Here is a 23,753-nt window from a genome sequence, read left to right as displayed (position 1 = left end):
ATGATAGAGTGATTATCGTCCTTTTCTTATGTGAAAATTTAGAGCAATGTTAAAGATGACAATAAAAACATTAAGTTTAATAAGTATATAAATATTTTAATTTATAACAAGAAAATATATTATAGTGTATGGAATAGTTTAATGTATAGTTCTAGAATTTAGAGACATCAAATTAATAGTAGGGTTTAAATTTAAATTAATAGCAAATTTTATCAAGCTATGGTATTTGATTTGCAGAAAAAGTAAATACATATTTTTCTATGGGAATGGGAGGGAAAAAGGTGAAATATGGCTACGTAAGAGTATCGACCAAAGAACAAAATGTAGATAGGCAAATATCAGCTATTCTAGAAGAGGGAATTGAAATAAATAAAATATACATTGATAAAGCAAGTGGGAAAGATTTTAATAGGAAAAAATATAAAAGACTTATAAGAAGAATAAAGGAGGGGGATGAACTCTATATAAAGTCGATAGACAGATTGGGAAGAAACTATGATGAAATTATAAAAGAATGGAATAAAATTACCAAGGAAAAAAATGCAGATATTATTGTCTTGGATTTTCCGCTTCTTGACACAAGAGCTAAAGTCAATGATTTAACAGGGAAATTTATAGCTGATATAGTTCTTCAAATATTATCTTATGTGGCACAAATAGAAAGAGAAAATATCCATCAAAGGCAAATGGAAGGCATAAGAGAAGCTAAGAAAAGGGGGGTTAAATTTGGCAGAGTTAAAAAGGAAATACCGAAAGAGTTCTATAATTTAGCAGAAAAATGGAGTAGAAATGAAATAAGTTTTAGAAAAGGAGCTAAAGTTTTGGGAGTGAGTCATACTACTTTTGCTAATTGGGTGAAAGAAAAGGGATACTATTTGAGAGAAGTGTAAAAAATAGTAGGCTTTACTTTACAACTCTACTTTTAATTATACTCGAGATTACAATGTGTTTAAATGGCTTAGTTTAATAATTTATGCGGATAGATTAAGTATAGCATATTGTGTAATAAAAACTCTGCTATTATTGTCATTTTAACCCTAAGATTTGTTTACATTAGTGCAAGAAAAGGAGAAATGATAGAGATTGGGAATAGGAATTGATTTATATAGAGCATGAAAGACAAAATTATATTTTATGAGTTGCTATTTGTAATTTTTAAATTTATCAAAGACTGCTAATAGAAGTTGAATTAATTAAAAGAATAGGAGTTAAATTGTTCAATAATAGTTACTTGTATAGAATTAGAATCTATTATTATTGGCTTGTATGAGTCAAGGTAATAAATATATTATGCAAAGAAATTGAAAAATAGCTGAATTTTTCTTAATTGATTATTGAAGAAATAAAATTTAAGAGAGGTTTTTTGAAAAAAGAAGATTTTTGTATATATGGTATCAAAGGATTTAAAAGAAATAGATAAAAACGACGAACTAATAGGGAAAAGGTTTGGGAAACTAAAAGTGATATCTGTTTATAAAAAAGGCAAGTACAAAAAATGTAAATGTATTTGTGATTGCGGAAACACTATTGATGTATATTATAGTAATCTTGTTTCAGGGAGGACAGTGAGCTGTGGATGTAGAGGAGCGGAGATTGCCAATAGTTATAAAAACATAGTAGGGAAAATATATCACGACCTTATAGTTGAAGAGAAAACTGAAAAACGTGAAGATGGTTTAATAGTTTGGAAATGTAGGTGTCTTAAATGCGGAAAATACATTGAAGCCACTAAAAAGCAATTGGACAGAGGATATGTCAAAGACTGCGGGAATCATAAATATGAAGACTTATTAGGGCAAAAATTTGGAGAGCTCACAATTATCTCATTTGATAAAAATAGAGAAAAGTACCTTTGTCTATGTTCTTGCGGTAAGTATACTTATGTATCCAGATCCAACCTAATCAGCGGACATACACTTAGTTGTGGGCATCTTAGTAATGAACGCAAATATAACTATGTAGACGGAGCTTTACCATACTTACTAACGGGAAAGATTCCATCAAATAATACCAGTGGAGTAAGAGGTGTCAGTCAAACTAAAAATGGAAAGTGGATTTCTTATATTACATTAAGAAGAAAGAGATATACACTTGGAACATTTAAGAAAAAAGAAGATGCTATCAGAGCTAGAAAGAAAGCTGAGGAAGAACTATTTCAGCCGATTTTAGAAAAAGCAAATAATCAAGAGAATCTATAAATTATTAAAATCAATCAAAACTTAATTTTTACATATGGGAAATAAAATATTTAACTAAAAATATTAACGCAAGCATATTGATTATCTTAAAGAGCATGATAATGTAAAAAGGGCTGAAATATTGCTGTGTATAATACTTGGGATATCGACATTAAATAGCATGGTAAGAATGAGAAAGTTTAAAAGTTAATAAAATTTTAAAACTTTCTTATTTTCTTCTTAGTTGAAGTGATATTATAGGCTAATATATAATAATGGCATATTTATTAAGGGGTGATTATGTGAGAGAATATATAAAAGTAGAAGTTTATATACCTGAAGAGAATGTCATAAAGTTAGTCAATGCTCTTAATGAGGAAGGAATCCTTAGAGACGGAAATTATGACTATGTATTTGCAACTTCAAATGTCACTGGTCACTTTAGACCTATTGAAGGGGCAAATCCATACACCGGGGAAATTGGTGTAGTAAGCGAAATAAGGGAAGTAAGATTAGAGTTTAGAATAAGGTCTGCGGAATTGGATTTTGTAAAAGATGTAATTAAAGAGTGTCATCCTTATGAAGAACCGGTTGTAAATTATTTAGAACTATTATAAGAGATGTAAATTTTACTGTATCAAAAAAACTCCAAAAGCTTTGTTGCTTTTGAAGTCTTTTTGATACAGTTTTTTTGTTAGAATTTTGAAACAGAAACTGTATTTTTACCGGCGTTATCTTTATCCATAACTTTATTGGATATCCAACCTTGATATCTTTCTCCTGTTGAAGAGTCGAGTGCCTCTACTTCACACCAAATGCGTTCTATCCCTTCAATTTTTGTATTTTTTACATATAGATCGGAATCAATTGGCAACGTAGTTACAATTTCAGATTCAATAGATGGAGATGTACGTAAATTGGCTTTATCTGTCTGTACTTTTTGGTAAGTGTGCAAAAGGTTATTTGCGATGTTGGACATTTCAGCACGATTTTTTTTGTACTCGGGAGATTCTTCTATACCGTAAGGGTTTTGATTTACATAATCCGAAGATGATTTTATAGAGCTTAGAAGTGAAGCGGCTTCTGCGGATTCCGGCAGTATTTCTTGTAGGGACAATAATATATTCACGGCTTCGTAAGGGTCTCCATTTTCTATACGGTTTTTTGCTCTATTTATAACGAGTTCTTCTATTTCACTTATTTTATCTTGAGCTTCTTGATAGTGTAAGTCCTCAGGTAATACTTTTTTATAGTTTATTAAGGCTGCAGTATAGTTTTTTTCATCAAGATATGTCTTGGCTCTTGAAAATAGATTATCTGATTCCATGAGCTTTTCAGCTTTTTCTATTAAAGGTTGAGTTTCAAATTTATCTGAAGGTTGTATTTTCTCCAGTAGTTGAATGGCTTCTTGATATTTTCCTCGGGATATATAATCTTTTGCCTTATAAAAATTATTTGACTGATTAAAATTCATTACTAAATGTGAAATTAATATAAATATAATTAATGGCACAGTAACTAAAAGGGTGTTTGTGAGAACTTTATTTTTACTTTTGCTCTTATCTTCATCTTCATTAATTCGAGTAGTTGCCAATACATCTGTAGAAGGGGCAATTTTTGTAAGATGTGTCTTAGTGAGATTTTCAGTTAAGGCTTTTTTCCCTGCTTCAGAAAAATTTATAGTTTGAGAAAGCATATTTAGTATTTTCATATTAACCAGTGACTCGGTTAAGTTATTTAGTACAAAATATTTATTTCTGTGACAGTGTCTACACTCTTGAACGTCTGAAGGGTTTACAGCACCACATACGCACTTCCAAGCAACTCTTAAGTTCTCGCCATAGGCTATTATGTCATTCCCAAGCAAGTTATTTATTTTAATTTGTTTGTTTTGAGGGATAACGGCTAAGCTGTATGAAATTTCTTCAGAAGCATCGTAGATGTGGTTTTTGCCTCCGATGTGAGTAACTTCTCTAATTCTAACTTCTATACCACGAGCGTCAGCAAATCTTGGGTCTATTTTAAAGGGTTCGATATAGTAAATTTTTTCCGGAAAGATTTCAAGTGCTTTTGAAGTATAGAAAAATTCACTTGAGTTAAATAGAAAATTACCGTCTATATCTTTGTATTTAACTGAAAAAGTTATATCGGAAACAACAAAATCGCCTATATTAAGTATATCAAATGCAATGCTTAAATCGTTAGTCAGCTCAGCACGAATTATTTGTAAATGTTGATTTGGGTTTGTACTGACCACGGTAGGTAATGTTTTAAAATCTTCCATTTTTGCCTCCTTTGTAAAAATTATATATTAGGAACTTTATAATTTCAATTGGCACGATTGTAATGATTTAGCGATTTTGATAAAATTAAAATAGTTTGGAGGTCAATTTTGAAATGTAAAACTATAAGAGTAAATGGCGAAGAGATATTTTATAGAGAAAAGGGAATAGGGCCAATTTTATTATTAATACATGGCAATATATCTACTTCAGTATTTTTTACAGAGATGATAGAAGAATTGTCTAAAGATTATAGAGTTATAGCTCCTGATTTAAGAGGGTATGGAAATAGTTCATACAATAAGAAAATAAATAGTATATCTGACTTTACAGATGATATTAGAGAGTTTGTAATGGAATTGGACTTAAAAGAATTTTACATATTGGGTTGGTCATTGGGCGGTGGAATTGTAATGGAGTTTATGGCAGATCAAGACCTGAGATTCAGAGTGAAAAAAGCCATACTTATGGCGTCCATAGGAGTGTATGGTGCGGAGCTTCCACTGACAACGGGAATGAATGGTATTTGCAACCAAATATACAATGTTAATTTTACTCTAACTCAAAGCTTGGTTAAGTATAATCCGATAACTTCTTTTTTAGAACATGCTAATGAAGCTATAAAGTACAGGGGAATGAGTGGAATACTAAAGAGTTTGGTATATACGGAAAATTATCCGGGTGATGAGATATATGAGAGAAATTTACAAGATACTGTAAAACAAAGATGCTTGTCTGAAGCCGGGAATGCAGTTGGAAATTTTAGATTCAACAAAGCAATTAGAGATAATATACCGATTTTAATTGTTCACGGTACCGGAGATAAGGTTGTGGATTCATTGATAGCTAGAGTAAATAAAAATTATTTTTCTAAACAAGCTGAGCTGGTGATGTACGACAAGTGTGGTCATGCTGTAATGTCGGATGAATATGAAGAGTTAATTAAAGAGATAAGAGCTTTTTGCCAATAAGAGGTTGAAGATGAAGATGTTTTTAAAAATAGTTTTATTATTTTTATTTGTTGTAGTACCTTTTGGGGCATTTTTAATTGAATCTTTTAGAGAAATACCTGAAGATGTTTCTTATAAGAGCTTAGAGCATCGTGGAGATTTTGAATTTCTATACGATTTAACTTATTCTGACTCCAAAGGACACAGAAAATCGGAGCAGGAAATTTTTTCAAATGTATATAAATTAATAGACGACGCAGAAAACTTTTTATTGTTAGACTTTTTCTTGTTCAATGATGACTACGACAAGGACAAGTACGATATGCCCGCACTTTCAAATGAACTTACAGAAGCTCTTTTGAAGAAAAAAACGGAAAATCCTAATTTGCCGATAGTACTTATAACAGACCCTATAAATACTTTTTATGGGGGATATATGCCGGAAAACTTCAGAAGGTTAAAAGAGGCCAATATAGAAGTTTTGGTTACTGATTTAGATGCAATAAAAGATTCAAATCCGTTATATACAAGTTTTTATAGAGCATATTTTAGAAATTTATCGACCGGCAAAGGACAATTTCTTCCGAATTTATTTAGAAAGGGAGAAAAAGTTTCTATTTCAGAATATACAAAGCTTTTAAATTTTAAAGCCAACCATAGAAAAGTTGTCGTGAATGAAAAGGAAGCCATAATAGCTTCTGCAAACCCACATGATGGAAGTGCTCTTCATTCTAACATAGCTTTTAAAGTCAAAGGTGCCGTGTTAAACGATATATTGGAATCTGAAAAAGCTATTATAAGATTTTCAAACTTGGAATCTCGAGCGCTTGAATTTATAGTAAAAGATGTAAAAGGTGGAGAGTTTGAGATACAAAGCGTAACTGAAGGAAAAATAAAGGACGCTTTGATAGATACTATAAGACGTTCTAAAAAGGGAGATAAATTGTTCCTAGGTGTATTTTACTTATCACATCGAGGCGTTATAAAAGAATTAAAAAAAGCATCCGGGAGAGACGTTGAAATAAGATTGATTTTAGATTTAAATAAGGATGCCTTTGGTCAGGAGAAGATAGGAATACCTAATAAACAAGTTGCAAATGAACTGTCTAAAGAAAAAAATATGGAAATTAAATGGTACAATACAAATGCAGAGCAATTCCATTCAAAGTTACTTGTTTTAGAAACCAATGATGAAATGGTCTTGGTAGGTGGTTCGGCTAACTTCACAAGAAGAAATTTAGATGATTTGAATTTGGAATCGGATGTAGTGATAATAGGAAATAAGGACACTGAAGAAATGCAAAAGGTTTCAAATTATATAGATATGTTATGGTATAACCGAGGCAGAACTTATACACTTGACTACAATACAAATGCCGAAGATATATGGTGGAAAAATATAATATATAGAGTCCAAGAGTTTAGTGGACTTTCAACATTTTAAAAAAGAGCTTTGTCGCTACGAGGACAAAGCTCTTTATTTGAAATATTCTTTTAATTCGGATATCAGTCTTTTGTTTTCTTCTTCAGATAATATACAAAATCTAAAATTCTTTTCGTCTAAATTTTTAAAGTTTGAACAATCTCGAATGACGATGGCCTTTTTCATAAGATGTTCTCTTAGTTCGGCTGCGGTTGAGCCGTTTAAAATTTTACACAGAATAAAGTTACCATAGGATGGAAAGCACTTTATATTTTTTATTTCAGACAGCTCTTTAAAAAAATAGTCTCTTTGTGAGTTCATAAATGCAAACACTTCAGATTGATACTTTGAGTCCTGGAACATTTTTTGACCTAGAGTATCGGCAAATATATTTACATTCCAAAGCATGGAGTTTTCTTTAAGAGTAGTCAGTAGTTTTTCGTCTGATGTGATTCCATAGCCAAGACGTATTCCGGGAGTTGCAAAAAATTTGCTCACACCTCTTGCTACAAATAGATTGGGATATTGGCTAGTGAGTTTAACTGCTGAAAATTTGCTTTTGTCGGTAAATTCTACATAGGTTTCATCAACTAAGAGATGAATGCCGGTCTCAAGTATTGCAGAAATTTCATCACGTCTTAGTATTGTTCCAGTTGGATTGTTTGGGTTTGCAAATATCAACATATCTATGTTTAGAGATTTAATTTTTTCTATTATAGAGTCCAAAGATACTGCATATTTATTTTTTTCGAGCAAGTCTTCATAAAATATTTCAGCATTTATATTTTTGAGTTCATTTTCATATTCTGAGTAACAAGGAGAAAATACTAAAGCTTTTTTAGGTGAAATTAAACTTATATATTGTTTAAACAGCTCTGTTGTTCCTGCTCCAAGCACAATATTCTCCATGTTTGCACCGGAATAAGACGATATGCTCTCTTTAAGAGAGACATATTCAGGGTCAGGATATGTTGTGACCAAATTTAAATTGTCTTTTAAGTATTCTATAGATGACACAGAAGGTCCTATAGGATTTATATTGGACGAGAAATCTGAGATTTGAGTTTCGTCAAAGCCATATTCTCTTGAAATTTCAAAAATATTTGCACCATGTTTATCTTTCATAATACACCTCGCCAATATTATATCATGAGTAGTATAATTGTAACAAAGAGGTGAAGTATGAATATTTTTGTAAACGACTATAATGATTTATGTCATGAGAGAGTTTTTGAAAAGCTTGGTAAAATTGAAAGAAATGGACACTTGGGTTATGGTTCAGATTGTTATACTGAGCAAGCTAAAAGTTATATTAGACGGGATTTAAAAGATGAAACTGTTGAAATTGAATTTGTCGGCGGAGGTACTATAGCTAATATAGTTGCTATAAGTGCCAACTTGATGCCATACGAAGGAATAATTGCGGCTAGCACAGGTCACATAACTGCCCATGAGACCGGTTCAATTGAAGCTACAGGTCATAAGCTTGAAACTATAGAAGTGGCTAATGGAAAGTTAAGTGCAGAATTGATAGAAGAAAAAATACTAAGCTTAGGAGAAGAATATCATATTGAACCTAAATTAGTATACATCTCACAGACCACAGAGCTGGGAACTGTATATTCACTGGAAGAGATAAAGGAAATATACAGAGTGTGCGTGCTACATGGACTGTATTTATATATAGACGGAGCTAGAATGGCGACCGGACTTGCGGCGAGTGGAATTGATATATCTGAACTTCCAAAGGTATGCGACATCTTCACGCTTGGCGGAACAAAAAATGGTGCAATGTATGGAGAGGCGATTGTAATTGTAGATGAAGATTTAAAAGTTAACGTTAGAAAGTTTATGAAACAACGAGGAGCGGTTATGGCAAAGGGGTTTGCACTAGGGGCACAATTTGCAGCTCTTTTTGAAGATGGTCTATACTATGAACTTGGGAAAAAATCATTTGAAGCTTCTAAAAAATTAGAGAGCAAGTTGAGAAGTGCAGGAGCTAAATTCTATCAAGAACCGGTTTCGAATCAAATATTTATAGAATATCCACTGGAAAAAATTGAACAGTTGGCAGTAGATAATATGTTTGAAGTAATGCCGTTAGATGAAGACAACAGAGTTTTGAGATTTGTAACGACATATCTTACAACAGATGAAGAAATAGAAAATTTAGCAAGTGCATTATAATAATTTAAGGACTTTTTTTAAGGGAGTCCTTTTTTAATACTTGAACCTATGAAGAGTTTGTGTTATTATAAATACATCAAAAATATTTGATGTGAGGTGGTTTAGTGAAGAGTTATGTTGAAAATTCAAAAGTGTTTAAAGCATTTTGTGACCCAAAGAGATTAGCGATATTGGATATGCTAAAGCAAGGAGAAAAATGCGCTTGTGTATTGCTTGAAAAATTGGATTTAACGCAATCAGGGCTCTCATATCACATGAAGATATTGACTGAAGCAGGAGTTGTAATTGGCAGACAAGACGGAAAATGGACTTATTACAACTTATCTGAAGAGGGAATAGAAACGGCGTCGAGAATATTGTTAAAGATGATAGATAAAGCCATCTGAGAAGATGGTTTAAAAAATACACAATACATCAAAATAATTTGATATGAAAAGAGGTTTTAGATGATAGAGGTTGTGAAATTTATTCAAAGTCAAGTTTTTGGCATGGCTTGGCTAAATGATATAGTCGTAAAATTATTAATTAGTTTTGGCGTAGATATACATACTAAATTCGGGGTGAGTTTACAATTTTTTATATATGATGTACTCAAGATAACCATTTTATTATGTACCTTGATATTTATTATTTCATATATTCAAAGCTATTTTCCACCGGAGAGAAGCAAAAGGATACTTGGAAGATTTAACGGCATTGGAGCAAATATAATGGCGGCTTTACTTGGAACTGTAACACCGTTTTGTTCTTGTTCATCAATTCCACTGTTCATAGGATTTAGCTCCGCAGGTTTGCCTCTTGGTGTAACGTTTAGTTTTTTAATATCTTCGCCAATGGTAGACCTTGGGAGTTTGGTGCTGTTAGTGAGCATTTTTGGTTTTAAGATAGGACTTGCCTATGTGTTTCTTGGCTTGGTTATAGCTGTAGTGGGGGGAACTCTAATTGAAAAATTAAACTTAGAAAATGAATTAGAGGATTTTATATTAAACGCTCCTAAGGGAATTGAAATAAAGGAAAGAGAAATTAGCAGCAGAGAGCGAGTAAACTTTGCAAAGGGGCAAGTGGTTGAAACTTTCTCAAAAGTTTTTATCTATATATTAGTTGGAGTTGGCATTGGAGCGTTTATACACAACTGGATTCCGCAGAGTTTTATAACGAGAATTTTGGGTCAAGACAATTCATTTGGGGTTGTACTTGCGACACTAGTTGGGATACCAATGTATGCTGATATATTTGGGACAATTCCAATAGCAGAGGCGTTGTTATCTAAGGGAGCCATGCTTGGTACGGTTTTAAGTTTTATGATGGGAGTAACTACTCTAAGTCTTCCGTCGATTATAATGCTTAGAAGAGCGATAAAGCCAAAGTTATTAACTGTATTTGTAGCTATAAGCACAATTGGAATAGTGTTGGTAGGATATTTATTCAATTTGTTTTATTATTTGTTTGTTTAGGAGGAATTATGTTTTTTAAAAAGAAAAAAGAAGAAGCTCAATCTGTAGAAGATAGAGGAATTTATGTACTTGGTTCAGGTTGCAAGAAGTGTAATCAATTAGAAGATAATGTAAAAGAAGCTTTGAAAAAATTAGGTGTTGAAGAAGAAATTCATCACATAACTGATTTTTCAGTTATTGCAAGTATGGGTGTTATGAGTACGCCGGCTCTTGTGGTTGACGGAGAAGTTGTAAGTTATGGAAAACTTCTAAGTGTAGAAGAGAGCGCTGAGCTACTTGAAAAAAGAAAATAATAAATCGGCATATTCTTTCGAGTATGCCGATTATTTTAATTTAAAGGTAAAATATTTCTAGTTGAACTTGCACCTATTAGCGCAGTTGAAACATTGTGTAGAAGTGCTGTGCTAGTAGGTCTAAGAGTTCCAAATGCACCAAGCACTAACAACATTGTATTTATTGTAAAAATTTTCGTGAAATTCGATTCAATACGATTAGTCATTCCACGGCTAAGTTTTCTAAGCTCTATTAGAGAATTTAAATTGCTATCTAACAGAGTGATATCAGAAACTTCTCTTGCAAGGTCAGTAGCATCTCTTAAAGAGATAGAAACGTCGGCCTTAGCTAGTGCAGGAGTATCATTTATACCATCTCCTACCATGATTACGCGGTGACCTTTACTTTGCAATTCTTCAATTTTTTCTGCTTTGTCTTCAGGTAATACTCCTGAGAATACATTATCTATATTTAACTCTTCAGCTATTTTTTCAGCAGCTTGAGAGCTGTCTCCTGTGAGCATATAGATGTTGTCTATTCCAAGAGCTTTTAGTTCAGCTATAATCCTTGGGGCTTCTGGACGAGGTGGGTCTTGCACGCAAATTACACCGGCAAGTCTATCATCTACCGATAGATATACACAAGAATATCCAGCGCCTTCAGAATTTATTATATTTTCTTCATCTTCAGAAATAAATACACCGTTATCGTCTGTTAAGAAGTGTGAACTTCCTATTAGGACTTTATGTCCTCTCCATGTAGAATGAACTCCATGGGATACAATGTATTGAACTTCTGCATGTTCTTCTTTGTGTTTTAAATTTTCTTCTTCGGCTTTTTTTACAATGGCACGAGCTAAGCTGTGAGGGAAGTGTTCCTCAAGGCAAGCTGCCAATCTAAGAGCTTCATCTCTTGTAAAATCTCCAAAAGGTATAACTTTTACAACTTTAGGAGTTGCCATAGTAAGTGTGCCAGTTTTATCGAATACAATAGTATCAGCTTCGCTTAAAGTTTCAAGATACTTTCCGCCCTTGACCATAATTCTGTTGTTAGAAGCCTCGCTTATTGCAGAGATAACTGACAGAGGAGTTGCCAACTTTATAGCGCAAGAGTAATCTACAGTAAGAGCTGAAAGAGCTTTTTCTGAACTGCGAGTAAGTGCAAATACAATTGCAGAAAACAAGAAACTGTAAGGCACGATTCTATCAGCTAAGTGAGCAGCCTTAGAAGAAATTGCAGATTTTAATTCTTCGGATTCTTCAACCATGGTTAATATGCTTTGAATTCTAGACTCGCTGTGAAGAGACCTCACAGAAACTAAAATTTCGCCGTCGACAACCACTGTTCCTGCGAAGACAGAATCGCCAACTGTTTTTTGAACCGGCATACTTTCTCCGGTCATGCTTGCTTCATTGACTTCAGATTCACCGCTTACTATATATCCATCAACAGGAATCATTGAGCCGGTACGGACGATGATTTGCTCTTCCAGTTGAACATCTACGAGAGATTTTTGATATTGTTCGCCATCTTCACCTTTAATCCAAACTTTATCAACTTGGAATATCAATGCGCTCGACAATGTATTTCTACTCTTTTCTCTAGTGTATTCTTCAAGCACATCAGAGATTCCAAGTAAGAACATTATAGAAGCTGCATTTGCATAGTGACCTTTCAATAGAGAAAGACCTATAACAGAACCGTCTAAAACATCTACATTGACTTCACCCTTGGATAGAGAATTAAAACCTTTACTCATATAGCCAAGAGCTCTTTTTATAATTACTATTTTTCCAATAGGACTAGGAATTAGATTTCTTGCAACAAACCTAATTAAAAATTTATTCAAAAGCTTTTGTCTAAATTTAACACCTATTGCAGTGCTTTCATCTCTTTCATAAGATGGAACCACTTCAAGAGAGTCCAAGTCTATTTTTTTTAAATTTTCAATAAGTGAATTTACATCAGTATCATGTTCTATCAGCACAGAACCGGTTATGTGGTTTGCACTGACTTTATAAACTCCACTGTATTTGTTAATTTTATGAGAAAGAGAGTATGACTTTTCTTCATCAAGAGTATATCGACCTAACTTTAAGCGCAGATAACCATTTAAATTACATGCGATTTGAAATTTCATATTATATTATTCGCAATCACAATTGCATTCAGCTTTAGCAGCTTCTTCTTTTTGTCTTACCAAATCTTCAGCATCTTCTTTGATAGCTTCAAGTTGGTAGGCAGCTTCTTTTTGAATTTTCATTCCACCCGCAACTGCACTAACCGCTAAGTTGTGTAGAGATTTGCTCTTTAAAACTTTTTTAGCTACCATTGCAACCGCAACTCCACCAACAAAAAATGCACTTTTTTCAGTTCCTAAGTATTTTAAATATTTCATAATTACCTCCTAAATATTATTAAAATTTTATATTATTGAGCATATCATTAAATTTTTAAAATTACAATAAAAATAGATAAAAGGTAGCAGTATAGAGGTGTTTAAGAGAAATAATATCAAAAAAATAATTAAAATAGTTAAAAAGAAATAATATAAATAATAAAAAATTAACTTTTTATTAAGTGTGAGTAGAACAAGATAATAAAAATTATTTAATTATAATATATTGAGCGTAATTTTGATAATAAAAGTTGGCATATAAGTAAATTATAAGAGAAAAAATTTCTATAAATTTTTGGCATCATATTAAATAAAAATTATTTTAAAATGACTTTTATTCTAAAGGAAATATCTACTTTCCAAAGTTATAAGTAATTGGTTTTAGCGATTAAAAAAACAACTTTCTATGACTTGATAAAAAGTTGTTTTATAAAGTATTTAATCTTTCAATAGTTTATGACAAAGATTCTATAATTTTTCACTGATGTTTTTTAGCAGTTCAATATCAGTAAAATTATATAAAAGTGGAGTTACAGTTGCATATCCTTCTGAAAGAAGATATCTGTCAGTATTTTCAAGGTAATTGTATTCATTTCTTCCGCTCAGAGAAAGAGTGTATCCACTTTCAGTTTGAACTTTGGTGTATTTATCCATTACATTTCCGCCGATTTTAGCGGCCTTTATGCCCTTTAATTTTGAATATTCAACAGACGGCACATTTATATTTATAACTTGAATCTTATCAAGAGATTTATGAACCTTGTTGAAAACTTCTATTGCAACTTTAGCTGCTGTTTCATAGTTTGTATTTTCTCTTAAAAATTCAGCTGAAACGGCAAATGAATTTATGCCGAATACATTTGCTTCAATTGCAGCTGAAACTGTTCCGGAGTAAAGTATATCCATTCCGGCATTATATCCAAAATTACAACCTGAAAAACAAAAGTCAAATTTTGTATCTAATATATTTAGAGCAGCTCTTACACAGTCTGCGGGAGTACCGCTAACTGAATAACACATAGTATCTATTCCATCTATGGTGACAGGAGATACAATAAGTTCTTCTCGCAGAGTTATAGAATGGCTTTTTCCTGAATTTTCTTGAGTGGGAGCTACAATTGTAATATTGTGTCCTTCTGCGATAAGCTGTCTTGCAAGTTCCTTTATACCGGGTGCAAAATATCCGTCATCATTTGTCAGTAATATATTCATTTTTCCTCCTAAATTTCATGTAGAGAAATCTCATCACGAGGAGATATCTCTAAAGTATAGTCTACTCCGTCTATTATTGAATTTTGATGGAGAAGATCACGTACTGTATTTGAAGCAATTGTATGAGTGTTGTTATCTTGTGATAGATGAGACAACATTACAATTTCATTTCTCTTTTTAATTAATTTGTTTAAAATTTCAGCTGCATTGTCATTTGAAAGATGGCCTCGAGTTGAAGAAATTCTACTTTTCAAACTCCAAGGGTAACTTCCATTCATCAGCATTTCATAATCGTGGTTTGATTCTAAATAGTATATATCTGAATTTTCCATTGAGTTTAGCAAATCAGGATTTACATATCCGGTATCTGTAACTATGCTTATTTTTTTATTGCCGTTCAGTATAAAACAAGTTCCATTACTACAATCGTGGAAAGATTGCATTGGTTGGATAAATAAGTCTTTGAACTGAAAAGGCTGACCATTTATAAAAGTATAGGTATTTTCTGCAGCTATTTCTTTAGTTACAGGGTGCATGGCTCTCATGGTCTCTATTGTAGAAAAAACTTTTATATTGTGTCTACGAGACAGGACCCCAACTCCTTTTGCATGGTCTAAGTGTTCATGAGTTACAAAAATCGCATCAATTTCTTCTACTTTTTTATCTATCTTGTTTAAAAGTTCAGTTATCTTTTTGCCGGAATGGCCTGCATCTATTAAAATTTTTGTGTTTCTATATTCTATATATTGGCAGTTCCCGGAAGAACCGCTAGAAAGTGAGCAAAATAACATTTTAACCTCCACTTCTCATTTTAACATATACTAAATGAGTAAAAAAGTGATAAGAGAATTCAAAGTTATACAAATTTAATTTGAAAATTATACTTTTGTAATAAAAAATTTTATAAGGTTTTAAAAAATAAGACAATGTTAAAAATATATTATATAATGAAGTAGAGGTGAGATGATTGAATTATCTAAGACAATTTTCAATCTTGCTCATATGTCTTTTTATGGGTGTGATTGTAAATTATTTTTTTAGTACTCCTATACCTATGGTAGTTTGGGGTATGATTTTTTTATTTTTAGGACTTATTTTTAATGTTGTGAGTGTAAGTGATGTTGAAGAAACTACAAGAGGGCTTTTAAAGTATTTTGCATTTTTCTTTTTGCCGGCCGGGGTTGAGATTATGAAAGAATATGCAAGTATGGATGGGAATGCACTTAAAATTATAGTAGTAATATCGGTATCTACGATTATAACTTTGATAGTAACTGCTCTTGTTGTGGAAATTATAATAAGGAGATTATACAAATGACGGATAATCCTTATTTTGGAATTTTACTTTCATATATATGTTATATGGGTGGGGTTAAAATAAATGAGAAATTTAGAACGCCTATTTTAAATCCACTGTTGATAGGGATACTTTTGATTATAGGAGTTCTTTTGGCACTGGGGATAGATTTTGAAACTTTATAACTTAGGTGCACAGTATATTACATTTTTAATAGCGCCCACAACGGTTGCTCTAATGGTTGAATTGTATAAAAATCTAAATATATTAAAAAAAGATATAGTACCAATTCTAGTGGGAATAGTTGCAGGTTCAATAACGGCTATTATAAGCACATTGGTGCTGTGTAAATTGTTGGGCATAGATAAAAAACTTACAACTGCATTTTTACCGCACTCAGTTACAACTGCAATAGGTATGCCGCTGTCTGAGCAATACGGTGCAAATCCAACGCTTACAATTATAACTATAATGATTACCGGTATAATAGGGTCGGTTTTTGGGCCAAGTATTTTAAAACTGATTAGGATAAAAAGTCCTGTTGCAAGAGGAATAGCAATGGGAACGGCATCGCATGCCGTAGGTACGTCTAAGGCAAATGAGATGGGAGAAGTTGAAGGAGCAATGGCAGGGCTCTCAATAGGAATAGCAGGTCTTGTGACAGTTGTTTTAATGCCAATAGCATTAAAATTCTTATAAAGAAAGAGGTGTAGATTCGTTCTACGCCTCTATTTTAATTTTGTTTCATATTGTAAAGAGTAAGTATTATTATAAAATGAATTACTGCAAAAGCACCTAAGAGATAGTAATCATTTGTGGAGATATTGTTTAAAATATCAGATACGATTGTATGAATTTTAAATATATCCCAAGAGTTGAATCTCAAAAATCGACCTATATAGACTGCTAAAGAAGTGCCGGCTGATGTAAAAATTAAAATTATCAGTTCAGCAATCTTATGGCCATGACATCTCATTATCTTTAGAATGTTTATAAAACTTTCAAAGCTTAGCACCATAGAAAGAGTTATTATACATACTTCAGCACCTAACTTTATCCAATTTATAGCCTCCATCACATAGACTACTTCACCACCGATAATTTTGTAATAGTCGGAAGTTTTTATATGTATGAAGTCTGTAAACATATATATTGCATTTGGGTAAAATACAATTGTTATAAACAGACCGAGCAGTACAAATAATGAGTTGTTCTTTTTGGAAAGGGTAAAACCGCTTACCAAGTAAGGTATAAATGAAAGACCGGCATTAAAGATTAAATATCTTTTATTTATATTAAAGTAAATTATGACTGATGAAAGAGCGATATAGATAAGAATGTATATCATCAGTTTTTTTAGTGTTGAAGTTGTCTCTTTGTTCATTGGTTCTCCTAAAATATTTTGAATCTGACTTTTGCGACAATCGAATCAGGCGGGATAGGGCCAAAGTGTCGTGAATCAGAACTGTTGTTGCGATTGTCGCCAAGGACAAAATATTCATTTTCTAATTTTATTGAATTTTTATAGTAACTAGTTTTTTCTTTTATATAGGGTTCTTCAAGAATTTTTCCATTTAAAATTATATGCTCATAATCGATTTCGATTTCATCTTTAGGCAGTCCTATAACTCTCTTTACATACAATTTATCTTCTACAGGTGATTTGAAAACTATTATATCTCCATGCTTTAAATCCGTCCTGTCAAAAATAGTGCAGAACAGTATGTTTCTGTTGCGAAAAGTATCTTCCATGCTCTGTCCGCTGACAACGGATATACGAAAAACAAATACTCGCAACAAAATGGCAATTGCTATAACAATTAAGTAAGATCTATATTCTTGTATTGTCTTCAAAAAATCACCTCTAAGTTTCTTTACTTAATATATGTAATTATATCTAATTATGCAATTATGGACAACTTTTACAAAAAACTTAGATAAGTAATGCTCATTGGAAAAATTCTGTTGGTAGATTGTAAGAAACAAAAGTACAAAAAAAGTCTTGGCTTCCATATGGGAAAAGTCCAAGACTAATTTGTAGGCTACCGAATAAGTTTAACACACAAAATTGGATTAATGAAGTGTGATTTTAGTATCAATCTTCTTTTTCTTCAAAACCACCAGTGTATAGACGGTAGTAAATTCCTTTTTGAGCAATCAATTCTTCGTGGTTTCCACGTTCTACTATTTTACCTTTTGAAAGAACGATTATTGCATCTGCATTTTTTACTGTAGACAATCTATGGTCAATTACAAAAGTGGTCCTTCCCTTCATTATTTCGTCCATCGATTCTTGAACAAGCCTTTCAGTACGTGTATCAATTGAGGATGTTGCCTCATCTAGTATTAAAACGGGTGGATTATATACTTCGGCACGACCTATTGAAAGGAGTTGTGCTTGTCCTTGTGATAAATCTGAATTTGTACCTGAGATTACAGTGTCATATCTGTTTTCAAGTTTTTCTATAAAGTCATCAGATTGGGTTTTCTTTGCTGCTTCTACAATGCTCTCATCAGATATTTCAGGTCGTCCATATTTTAAATTATAGTTAATACTTCCTGTAAATAGGTGAGTATCTTGTAGTACCATTCCAAGGGCGCTGCGAAGGTGTGCTTTTTTAATATCTTTTATATCAATTCCATCAAAGGTTATCTTGCCTGAGTCTATTTCATAGAATCTATTTATCAAGTTGGTTATTGTGGTTTTACCTGCGCCGGTTTCACCTACAAAGGCAATTTTTTGACCGGGTTTAGCGTATAGAGAGATATTGTCTAGAATTTTATGCTCACCGTCATATGAAAAATCTACATTGTAAAATTTTATATCACCTTTTACTTCGATTAAATTTTCATCGCTTGCAGAGTTTTTCCAAGCCCAACGATCTGTGCGTTCGGAGCATATTTCAAGACCATTTTCTCTTTCACAAACTCTTACAATTTCATAAGTGCCGTTGTCAATTTCAACTTCCTGGTCAAGCAAATCAAAGATTCTCTTAGCGCCTGCCAACGCAAGTATAACTTGGTTCATCTGTTGAGAAATGTTGTTTATCGGGCCTGAAAATGACCTTGAAAGTTGTAAGAATCCCACAAGTCCACCGATTGTAAGACCATAGTTTCCACTTAGAGTCATCAGTCCGCCGACTGTTGCTATAAATGCAAATTGTAAGTTGCCTATGTTGAAAATTACAGGTAGTAAATATAGAGAGTATCTATTTGCAAGCATTGTATTTTCTGCAAGCTCTTCGTTTAGAACTTTGAAATCTCTTAATACATGGCTTTCACGAGAAAATACTTTTACAACTTTTTGTCCTTCTATTAACTCCTCAATATAGCCATTAGCTTTACCTAAAGAATCTTGTTGTCTTGTAAAAAATACAGAGCTTTTTCCACCGATAAAATTCATAGATACAATCAAAAGAATTATACATACTACAACCACTAAAAATAGCATAGCTGATGAAAGAATCATAGCAGTTACTATTACTATTAAAGTTAAAAGTGATGAAAAAAAGTTTGGAAGTGCATTTGTGAGCATTTGTTCCAAAACTTGTGTATCACTTGTGTATCTACTCATTAAATTTCCATGCGAGTTTTTATCAAAGAATGAAATAGGAAGTTTTTCCATGTGTTCAAACATTTGATTTCTAAGATCTCTTATTATTTTTTCAGCTATATTAATCATAATTCGTGAAGCTGCAAGTGTTGAGAGAGCTCCGCATAGATATATAACAGCATATATAATTACCATTCTTAAAAGCGGCGAGAAATCCCGAGTATTGGTATTTAACATAGGGGTTATATGTTTATCAACCAAAGTTCTGATAAAAAGCGATTGAGAAACAGTAACTAATGATGAAATGCAGACAAGCAGTATTATAGATATAAATTTAATCTTGGATTCTTTAAACAAAATTTTTATAAGTCTTGAAAATGCCGCTTTGTTTTCAGGCGTATTTATTTTTCTATCGCCGTCAGCAGAAACTCTAATCCTGTTCATCAAAATCACCTCCAATTTGAGTTTGGGCAATGTCTTGATAAATTTCATTAGTATTTAAAAGTTCTTGATGAGTGCCTATACTATCAATTTTCCCCTTGTTCATAACTATTATATAGTCAGTATTTTCAAGAGAGTTTATTCTTTGACTTATTATTATTTTTGTTAAATCAGGACGTAATTTAGTTAGTCCGCCGACTATTTTCTTTTCGGTTTCATTATCAAGTGCAGATGTTGAATCATCTAAGATTAAAATCTTAGGATTTTTAAGAAGTGCACGAGCGATACATAGACGTTGCTTTTGACCGCCTGAGAAATTTGCTCCACCACGCTCTATTTTTGTATCATAACCATTTTCAGTTTGCATTATAAAGTCGTGTGCTTGAGCAAGTTTTGCAGCTTCTTGGACTTGTTCCAAAGTTGCAGATTCATCTCCCCAGCGCAAATTTTCTAAAATTGTGCCTGAGAAAAGAGTGTTCTTTTGAAGCACTACTGAAACTGCATCACGTAGACTATTTAAGTTATAATCTTTTACATCTACTCCACCAACTTTTACAGAACCGCAATCGACTTCGTATAGGCGAGGTATTAAACTTATTAAAGTGGATTTAGAAGAACCGGTAGATCCTATTATTCCAACACTATCTCCGGATTTAATTGAGAAAGACGCATTTTTTAAAACATATTTAGATTCGTTGTGCAGATATGAAAAACAAACGTCTTTAAAATCTACACTTCCATCTTTTATTGTAGTTATACCGGATAAATTTTTATCAAGGCTGGTCTTAGTGTTTAAAACTTCAACAACTCTCTCTGCTGAGTTTTTAGATATTATGAATTGAACCACTACAAAAGATAGCATCATTAGGGAAATTTGAATTTGAACAGCATAGTTTATAAGACTTACAAGTTGTCCTGTACTCAAAGTCCCTTCAAGGATGTACACAGTTCCGAAATAAGCAATTAGTAAGCTTGCTACATAAGTTGAGAGCATCATAAGAGGGTTTGCACAAGCCATCAGCTTAGATACTCTTGTATACATTTTAAATAGCTTTTTAGACAGGACATGGAATTTTTCAATTTCGTGGTCTTCTTTTACAAAACTTTTAACTACTCTTATACCTAAGAGATTTTCAGAGACCATGGTATTTAAACTATCATAAGTTTTAAAAATCCTTATAAAAATAGGGTGAGCATTATTGATTATATAAGCCAACCCAATAATTAAAATTGGAAAAATTAACATAAAAGTAAGAGATAGAGAAAAGTGAATATTAAAACTCATAGCCATGGCAAAAGCAAGTAGCAATGGAGCTCTTAGAGCTAATCTATTTGTCATTTGATAAGCTGCTTGGATGTTTTGCACATCAGTAGTCATTCTGGTTATCAGAGATCCGGTAGAAAAGGACTCTATATCTTCAAAAGCAAAATCTTGTATATTTTCAAACATTGCATATCTCAAATTTTTAGCCAAGCCCGCAGAGGCTTTGGTAGCAAGATAACCTGAAATCATTCCTGTTGAAAAGGCGATGATGACAGCTATGATTAAATAGATTCCGTATTTTATGATGTCATCTTTTGAACCCAACCTTATTCCTTTATCTATTATCAAACTCATAAGATAAGGGATTAGTACGTCCATGGCGATTTCTATGACAACAAAAATAGGACATAGCAAAGAATAAATTTTATATTCTTTAACATATGAAATAATTGTTTTTATCATAAAATTCCTCCTCATAATAATTGACTGATATATTATACCCAATTATTTTTTATATAAATGGGTATATAAAGTAAAGTAAGAAGTTAAAATTATAGATAATAGGGGGATACTATGCCGAAAAATAAATTTGAAGAAGTAAAAACTTTATCAGAACAAAGAAAAAAAGAAATTGCAGCAGATTTAGAACAAGCTAAAGAAATAAATCATGAAGAGAGACCTGCTACAGATGTATACTCAAAATCTGAAGAAAAAGATTCAGAAACAGGAGTAGAAACTCCAACAGAACAATCAGTAGAAGAAGCAAAACAATGGGTAGATGAGGAAAACCAAAGATAAGTGGAGTTAAGCATTTTAAACGCAATAGAAACTTTGCAAAATCCTATCTTGGATAGAATTTCAATAATTATGGCTCGACTCGGAACGGGAGGAGCCATTTTTATTTTAATTGGATTGTGCTTTTCAATCTTTAAAAAGACGAGGAGAATGGGGCTTAATATATTACTTAGTTTAGCACTCTCGGCAATACTGGGTAACCTTATGCTGAAACCTCTAGTACACAGAGTGCGTCCTTATAATGCAATAGGCAGAAAAATATTGGTAAATCCATTAATAGATGGCTCTTTCCCATCAGGACATACCTATTCAGCATTTGTCACAGCTTTTTCAGCTCTCTTTTACGACAAAAGGAAGGGGATTATATTGCTGGGTTTTGCGGTGTTGATGGGCTTTACAAGATTATACTTATTTGTCCATTACCCAACAGATGTACTCGGTGGTGTAGCTTTGGGGTATATTTGTGCAATTCTTGCAAAGAAAATTTTGGATAAAAAAGTTCCGCTAAAAACTGAAGAGATTAAATAAAACATACTTAAAATTTTACTAAATAAGAGATAAGAAAAAGCGAGTAACTTATAAGCTATTCGCTTTTTTAATGAGTATTAATTAAAAAATAATATTTTATAATATATTTTGAACTATTTATCCTTTCTCAAACCTTTAAAAAATTCGGAGATAATTTCTGAGCATTTAATATCATCTAAAAATTCCACTTCAGTTGTATGGTTCAAAACAGAATCAAGCAGATTCAAGTTGCTGCCACAACACCCAAATCTTGGATTTCGTGTACCTATATATACTTTTTTTATTCTAAAATTAACTATTGCACCTGCGCACATACAACATGGCTCAAGGGTTGAATAAATTTCACAATCTTCAAGATGATAAGTTCCAAGATTTTTAGCTGCATCTTGGAGAGCTAATAACTCAGCATGGGCAGATGCATCAGCCTTTTTTTCTTTTTGATTGTATCCGCGACCAACTATTTTATTGTCTTTTACAACAATTGCACCAACGGGGATATCCCCATGTTCAATAGATTTAAGAGCAAGATTTATAGCCTCATCTAAAAAATTCATATTAATCACCAAAAAATATTTTACACAATGAAAAAATATTTTTCAAAAAATTATTTGAAAAAAATAAAAAAAGTTTGAAAAAAATGTTTAATAGTAAAAACGATGGGTATATTAATAATACATTGGAAGATAAAATAATACTTTATACCGAGCCGATGTTGAACCTTTACAATTCCATCCAACTTTTTAAAAATCGCGAAGGCGTTTATATAGATTGAACGCAAGTAGTATGTTAAGTGGTAAGACTTAGTTCTCTACAAAAACTTAAGAGTAGGGTTTTTGGCAATGGAGTATTAAGAATTATTGGTTGACCTTAGATTAAAAATTAAAGTAGACTATAAAATATTTTAAACGAGATGAAAAGGTAAGGTTAAAGAGAGGAAGTTGATAGACAGTGATAGAACCAAAAATGTACAGTTGGATGGAATGTGAAGTATAAAAAAGATAGTTGTTGAAATTATTTGATGACTATCTTTTTTTATTGCAAATATTATAGCTAAAGAAAGAAGTTCATTAATTGGGAATATTTAAAAATTAAATGATAATTTACTTAATAGTATAGTTTCCTTATACAGGGATGTGTATATTACTAGAACTCATATAAGTTTTTACAATTTAAAATATGAGGCGAAAATTGTATTTTTATATTTATGGCAAAACAGGATGCTAAATAAATGGATTATGTATACATACTTGATGGGACTTGTGATAATTCACGAAGCAAAAAGAATGAGTTTTATGAGCTTAAATAAAATGATATAGAGAAGAACACTATAGAACAAGAGAGTTTTGTTAGCTTAATTAAAGTTTTGAGAAGTTCAGGAGTTTATAGTTTTTCTATAAACAGATACATGTGTGAAATAGAAAATGATAAAAATTTGAAGGCAATGGCAAGTGTGCATAAAGTCATGCTGGTTTTGAAGAATTGTAATAATTTATGTAGACCGGAGTTAATCAGACAATAA

General features: G+C 32.1%; 26 protein-coding genes. 15 read left to right on the top strand and 11 right to left on the bottom strand.

Annotation, left to right across the window (positions count from 1 at the left end; genetic code table 11):
• Positions 1 to 281 precede the first annotated feature (281 nt).
• From SOR77_RS03850 to SOR77_RS03840, 3 genes are all read left to right on the top strand, one after another.
• Complete coding sequence (locus SOR77_RS03850) at positions 282 to 890, top strand: recombinase family protein (protein ID WP_320635866.1); 609 nt, start codon at positions 282 to 284, stop codon at positions 888 to 890.
• A 498-nt stretch (positions 891 to 1,388) separates the two neighbouring features.
• Entirely contained in the window at positions 1,389 to 2,198 is an 810-nt protein-coding gene (locus SOR77_RS03845; protein WP_004819552.1) for an AP2 domain-containing protein, read from the top strand.
• A 281-nt stretch (positions 2,199 to 2,479) separates the two neighbouring features.
• A complete protein-coding gene (locus tag SOR77_RS03840; protein ID WP_257009108.1) occupies positions 2,480 to 2,794 on the top strand; it encodes a hypothetical protein in 315 nt (104 codons plus the stop codon).
• A gap of 77 nt (positions 2,795 to 2,871) precedes the next feature.
• On the opposite strand, the gene SOR77_RS03835 is transcribed toward SOR77_RS03840, so the two are convergent.
• The gene (locus tag SOR77_RS03835; protein ID WP_320635865.1) at positions 2,872 to 4,461 is read right to left on the bottom strand and encodes an SH3 domain-containing protein; all 1,590 of its coding nucleotides are present in this window, start codon (positions 4,459 to 4,461) and stop codon (positions 2,872 to 2,874) included.
• Between the two features lie 108 nt (positions 4,462 to 4,569).
• Between SOR77_RS03835 and SOR77_RS03830 the strand changes: the two genes are divergently transcribed.
• Together SOR77_RS03830 and SOR77_RS03825 are read left to right on the top strand one after the other, a co-directional pair.
• Entirely contained in the window at positions 4,570 to 5,430 is an 861-nt protein-coding gene (locus tag SOR77_RS03830) for an alpha/beta hydrolase (protein ID WP_320635864.1), read from the top strand.
• A gap of 10 nt (positions 5,431 to 5,440) precedes the next feature.
• A complete protein-coding gene (locus SOR77_RS03825; RefSeq protein ID WP_320635863.1) occupies positions 5,441 to 6,853 on the top strand; it encodes a phospholipase D-like domain-containing protein in 1,413 nt (470 codons plus the stop codon).
• A gap of 33 nt (positions 6,854 to 6,886) precedes the next feature.
• Here the strand turns inward: SOR77_RS03825 and SOR77_RS03820 are convergent, their stop codons facing one another.
• Positions 6,887 to 7,957 (bottom strand): pyridoxal phosphate-dependent aminotransferase, encoded by a 1,071-nt coding sequence (locus SOR77_RS03820; RefSeq protein ID WP_320635862.1) that lies wholly within the window; start codon positions 7,955 to 7,957, stop codon positions 6,887 to 6,889.
• 57 nt (positions 7,958 to 8,014) lie between these two features.
• On the opposite strand from SOR77_RS03820, the gene SOR77_RS03815 reads away from it, so the two are divergent.
• From SOR77_RS03815 to SOR77_RS03800, 4 genes are all read left to right on the top strand, one after another.
• Positions 8,015 to 9,019 carry a threonine aldolase family protein gene (locus SOR77_RS03815; protein ID WP_320635861.1) on the top strand — a complete coding sequence of 335 codons (1,005 nt, stop codon included), beginning with the start codon at positions 8,015 to 8,017 and terminating at the stop codon, positions 9,017 to 9,019.
• Positions 9,020 to 9,123: 104 nt separating this feature from the next.
• Positions 9,124 to 9,405 carry a metalloregulator ArsR/SmtB family transcription factor gene (locus SOR77_RS03810; protein WP_320635860.1) on the top strand — a complete coding sequence of 94 codons (282 nt, stop codon included), beginning with the start codon at positions 9,124 to 9,126 and terminating at the stop codon, positions 9,403 to 9,405.
• Positions 9,406 to 9,465: 60 nt separating this feature from the next.
• Positions 9,466 to 10,473, top strand: a complete 1,008-nt coding sequence (locus SOR77_RS03805) for a permease (protein WP_320635859.1) — start codon at positions 9,466 to 9,468, stop codon at positions 10,471 to 10,473.
• A gap of 8 nt (positions 10,474 to 10,481) precedes the next feature.
• Entirely contained in the window at positions 10,482 to 10,766 is a 285-nt protein-coding gene (locus SOR77_RS03800; RefSeq protein WP_320635858.1) for a thioredoxin family protein, read from the top strand.
• A gap of 35 nt (positions 10,767 to 10,801) precedes the next feature.
• Here the strand turns inward: SOR77_RS03800 and SOR77_RS03795 are convergent, their stop codons facing one another.
• From SOR77_RS03795 to SOR77_RS03780, 4 genes are all read right to left on the bottom strand, one after another.
• Positions 10,802 to 12,886: a heavy metal translocating P-type ATPase gene (locus SOR77_RS03795; protein ID WP_320635857.1), complete on the bottom strand. Its 2,085-nt coding sequence runs from the start codon at positions 12,884 to 12,886 to the stop codon at positions 10,802 to 10,804.
• Positions 12,887 to 12,892: 6 nt separating this feature from the next.
• Positions 12,893 to 13,144, bottom strand: a complete 252-nt coding sequence (locus tag SOR77_RS03790; protein WP_320635856.1) for a hypothetical protein — start codon at positions 13,142 to 13,144, stop codon at positions 12,893 to 12,895.
• 468 nt (positions 13,145 to 13,612) lie between these two features.
• Complete coding sequence (surE, locus tag SOR77_RS03785; RefSeq protein WP_320635855.1) at positions 13,613 to 14,356, bottom strand: 5'/3'-nucleotidase SurE; 744 nt, start codon at positions 14,354 to 14,356, stop codon at positions 13,613 to 13,615.
• Positions 14,357 to 14,364: 8 nt separating this feature from the next.
• Entirely contained in the window at positions 14,365 to 15,147 is a 783-nt protein-coding gene (locus tag SOR77_RS03780; RefSeq protein ID WP_320635854.1) for an MBL fold metallo-hydrolase, read from the bottom strand.
• Between the two features lie 176 nt (positions 15,148 to 15,323).
• Here SOR77_RS03780 and SOR77_RS03775 point away from each other — a divergent pair, with 176 nt between their 5' ends.
• The 3 genes from SOR77_RS03775 to SOR77_RS03765 are packed head-to-tail and all read left to right on the top strand — an operon-like array spanning position 15,324 to position 16,352.
• The gene (locus tag SOR77_RS03775; protein WP_320635853.1) at positions 15,324 to 15,674 is read left to right on the top strand and encodes a CidA/LrgA family protein; all 351 of its coding nucleotides are present in this window, start codon (positions 15,324 to 15,326) and stop codon (positions 15,672 to 15,674) included.
• On the top strand, positions 15,671 to 15,838 hold the full coding sequence (locus SOR77_RS03770) for an LrgB family protein (RefSeq protein ID WP_320635852.1): 168 nt from the start codon (positions 15,671 to 15,673) through the stop codon (positions 15,836 to 15,838). Before SOR77_RS03775 ends, SOR77_RS03770 begins: the two co-directional genes overlap by 4 nt.
• Positions 15,825 to 16,352, top strand: coding sequence for an LrgB family protein (locus tag SOR77_RS03765; protein ID WP_320635851.1), 528 nt, complete (start codon positions 15,825 to 15,827; stop codon positions 16,350 to 16,352). Before SOR77_RS03770 ends, SOR77_RS03765 begins: the two co-directional genes overlap by 14 nt.
• Before the next feature lie 34 nt (positions 16,353 to 16,386).
• Here the strand turns inward: SOR77_RS03765 and SOR77_RS03760 are convergent, their stop codons facing one another.
• From SOR77_RS03760 to SOR77_RS03745, 4 genes are all read right to left on the bottom strand, one after another.
• Positions 16,387 to 17,037: a DUF1361 domain-containing protein gene (locus SOR77_RS03760; RefSeq protein ID WP_320635850.1), complete on the bottom strand. Its 651-nt coding sequence runs from the start codon at positions 17,035 to 17,037 to the stop codon at positions 16,387 to 16,389.
• 8 nt (positions 17,038 to 17,045) lie between these two features.
• Complete coding sequence (lepB, locus tag SOR77_RS03755) at positions 17,046 to 17,507, bottom strand: signal peptidase I (protein ID WP_320635849.1); 462 nt, start codon at positions 17,505 to 17,507, stop codon at positions 17,046 to 17,048.
• A 241-nt stretch (positions 17,508 to 17,748) separates the two neighbouring features.
• On the bottom strand, positions 17,749 to 19,650 hold the full coding sequence (locus tag SOR77_RS03750) for an ABC transporter ATP-binding protein (protein ID WP_320635848.1): 1,902 nt from the start codon (positions 19,648 to 19,650) through the stop codon (positions 17,749 to 17,751).
• Positions 19,637 to 21,373 (bottom strand): ABC transporter ATP-binding protein, encoded by a 1,737-nt coding sequence (locus tag SOR77_RS03745; RefSeq protein ID WP_320635847.1) that lies wholly within the window; start codon positions 21,371 to 21,373, stop codon positions 19,637 to 19,639. The genes SOR77_RS03750 and SOR77_RS03745 overlap by 14 nt, the downstream gene beginning before the upstream one ends.
• Before the next feature lie 111 nt (positions 21,374 to 21,484).
• Between SOR77_RS03745 and SOR77_RS03740 the strand changes: the two genes are divergently transcribed.
• Positions 21,485 to 21,709 carry a CDIF630_02480 family spore surface protein gene (locus SOR77_RS03740; RefSeq protein ID WP_320635846.1) on the top strand — a complete coding sequence of 75 codons (225 nt, stop codon included), beginning with the start codon at positions 21,485 to 21,487 and terminating at the stop codon, positions 21,707 to 21,709.
• Positions 21,710 to 22,234: a phosphatase PAP2 family protein gene (locus tag SOR77_RS03735; protein WP_320635845.1), complete on the top strand. Its 525-nt coding sequence runs from the start codon at positions 21,710 to 21,712 to the stop codon at positions 22,232 to 22,234. It begins immediately after the preceding gene.
• Positions 22,235 to 22,347: 113 nt separating this feature from the next.
• On the opposite strand, the gene SOR77_RS03730 is transcribed toward SOR77_RS03735, so the two are convergent.
• Positions 22,348 to 22,788: a nucleoside deaminase gene (locus SOR77_RS03730; RefSeq protein ID WP_320635844.1), complete on the bottom strand. Its 441-nt coding sequence runs from the start codon at positions 22,786 to 22,788 to the stop codon at positions 22,348 to 22,350.
• A gap of 809 nt (positions 22,789 to 23,597) precedes the next feature.
• On the opposite strand from SOR77_RS03730, the gene SOR77_RS03725 reads away from it, so the two are divergent.
• Complete coding sequence (locus SOR77_RS03725) at positions 23,598 to 23,753, top strand: hypothetical protein (RefSeq protein ID WP_320635843.1); 156 nt, start codon at positions 23,598 to 23,600, stop codon at positions 23,751 to 23,753.

This window comes from Peptoniphilus sp. (genome assembly GCF_034090345.1).
Taxonomy (GTDB): Bacteria; Bacillota; Clostridia; order Tissierellales; family Peptoniphilaceae; genus Peptoniphilus.
The sequence above is the reverse complement of the archived record's forward strand: the minus strand, read 5'-3'. Positions and strand labels throughout refer to the sequence as shown.

Coding starts and splice junctions, on each gene's coding strand:
- SOR77_RS03845 (WP_004819552.1), top strand. CDS start 1,389: ATGGTATCAAAGGATTTAAAAGAAATAGATAAAAACGACGAACTAATA.
- SOR77_RS03835 (WP_320635865.1), bottom strand. CDS start 4,461: ATGGAAGATTTTAAAACATTACCTACCGTGGTCAGTACAAACCCAAAT.
- SOR77_RS03825 (WP_320635863.1), top strand. CDS start 5,441: ATGAAGATGTTTTTAAAAATAGTTTTATTATTTTTATTTGTTGTAGTA.
- SOR77_RS03820 (WP_320635862.1), bottom strand. CDS start 7,957: ATGAAAGATAAACATGGTGCAAATATTTTTGAAATTTCAAGAGAATAT.
- SOR77_RS03815 (WP_320635861.1), top strand. CDS start 8,015: ATGAATATTTTTGTAAACGACTATAATGATTTATGTCATGAGAGAGTT.
- SOR77_RS03805 (WP_320635859.1), top strand. CDS start 9,466: ATGATAGAGGTTGTGAAATTTATTCAAAGTCAAGTTTTTGGCATGGCT.
- SOR77_RS03800 (WP_320635858.1), top strand. CDS start 10,482: ATGTTTTTTAAAAAGAAAAAAGAAGAAGCTCAATCTGTAGAAGATAGA.
- SOR77_RS03795 (WP_320635857.1), bottom strand. CDS start 12,886: ATGAAATTTCAAATCGCATGTAATTTAAATGGTTATCTGCGCTTAAAG.
- SOR77_RS03790 (WP_320635856.1), bottom strand. CDS start 13,144: ATGAAATATTTAAAATACTTAGGAACTGAAAAAAGTGCATTTTTTGTT.
- surE (WP_320635855.1), bottom strand. CDS start 14,356: ATGAATATATTACTGACAAATGATGACGGATATTTTGCACCCGGTATA.
- SOR77_RS03780 (WP_320635854.1), bottom strand. CDS start 15,147: ATGTTATTTTGCTCACTTTCTAGCGGTTCTTCCGGGAACTGCCAATAT.
- SOR77_RS03770 (WP_320635852.1), top strand. CDS start 15,671: ATGACGGATAATCCTTATTTTGGAATTTTACTTTCATATATATGTTAT.
- SOR77_RS03760 (WP_320635850.1), bottom strand. CDS start 17,037: ATGAACAAAGAGACAACTTCAACACTAAAAAAACTGATGATATACATT.
- SOR77_RS03750 (WP_320635848.1), bottom strand. CDS start 19,650: ATGAACAGGATTAGAGTTTCTGCTGACGGCGATAGAAAAATAAATACG.
- SOR77_RS03745 (WP_320635847.1), bottom strand. CDS start 21,373: ATGATAAAAACAATTATTTCATATGTTAAAGAATATAAAATTTATTCT.
- SOR77_RS03740 (WP_320635846.1), top strand. CDS start 21,485: ATGCCGAAAAATAAATTTGAAGAAGTAAAAACTTTATCAGAACAAAGA.
- SOR77_RS03730 (WP_320635844.1), bottom strand. CDS start 22,788: ATGAATTTTTTAGATGAGGCTATAAATCTTGCTCTTAAATCTATTGAA.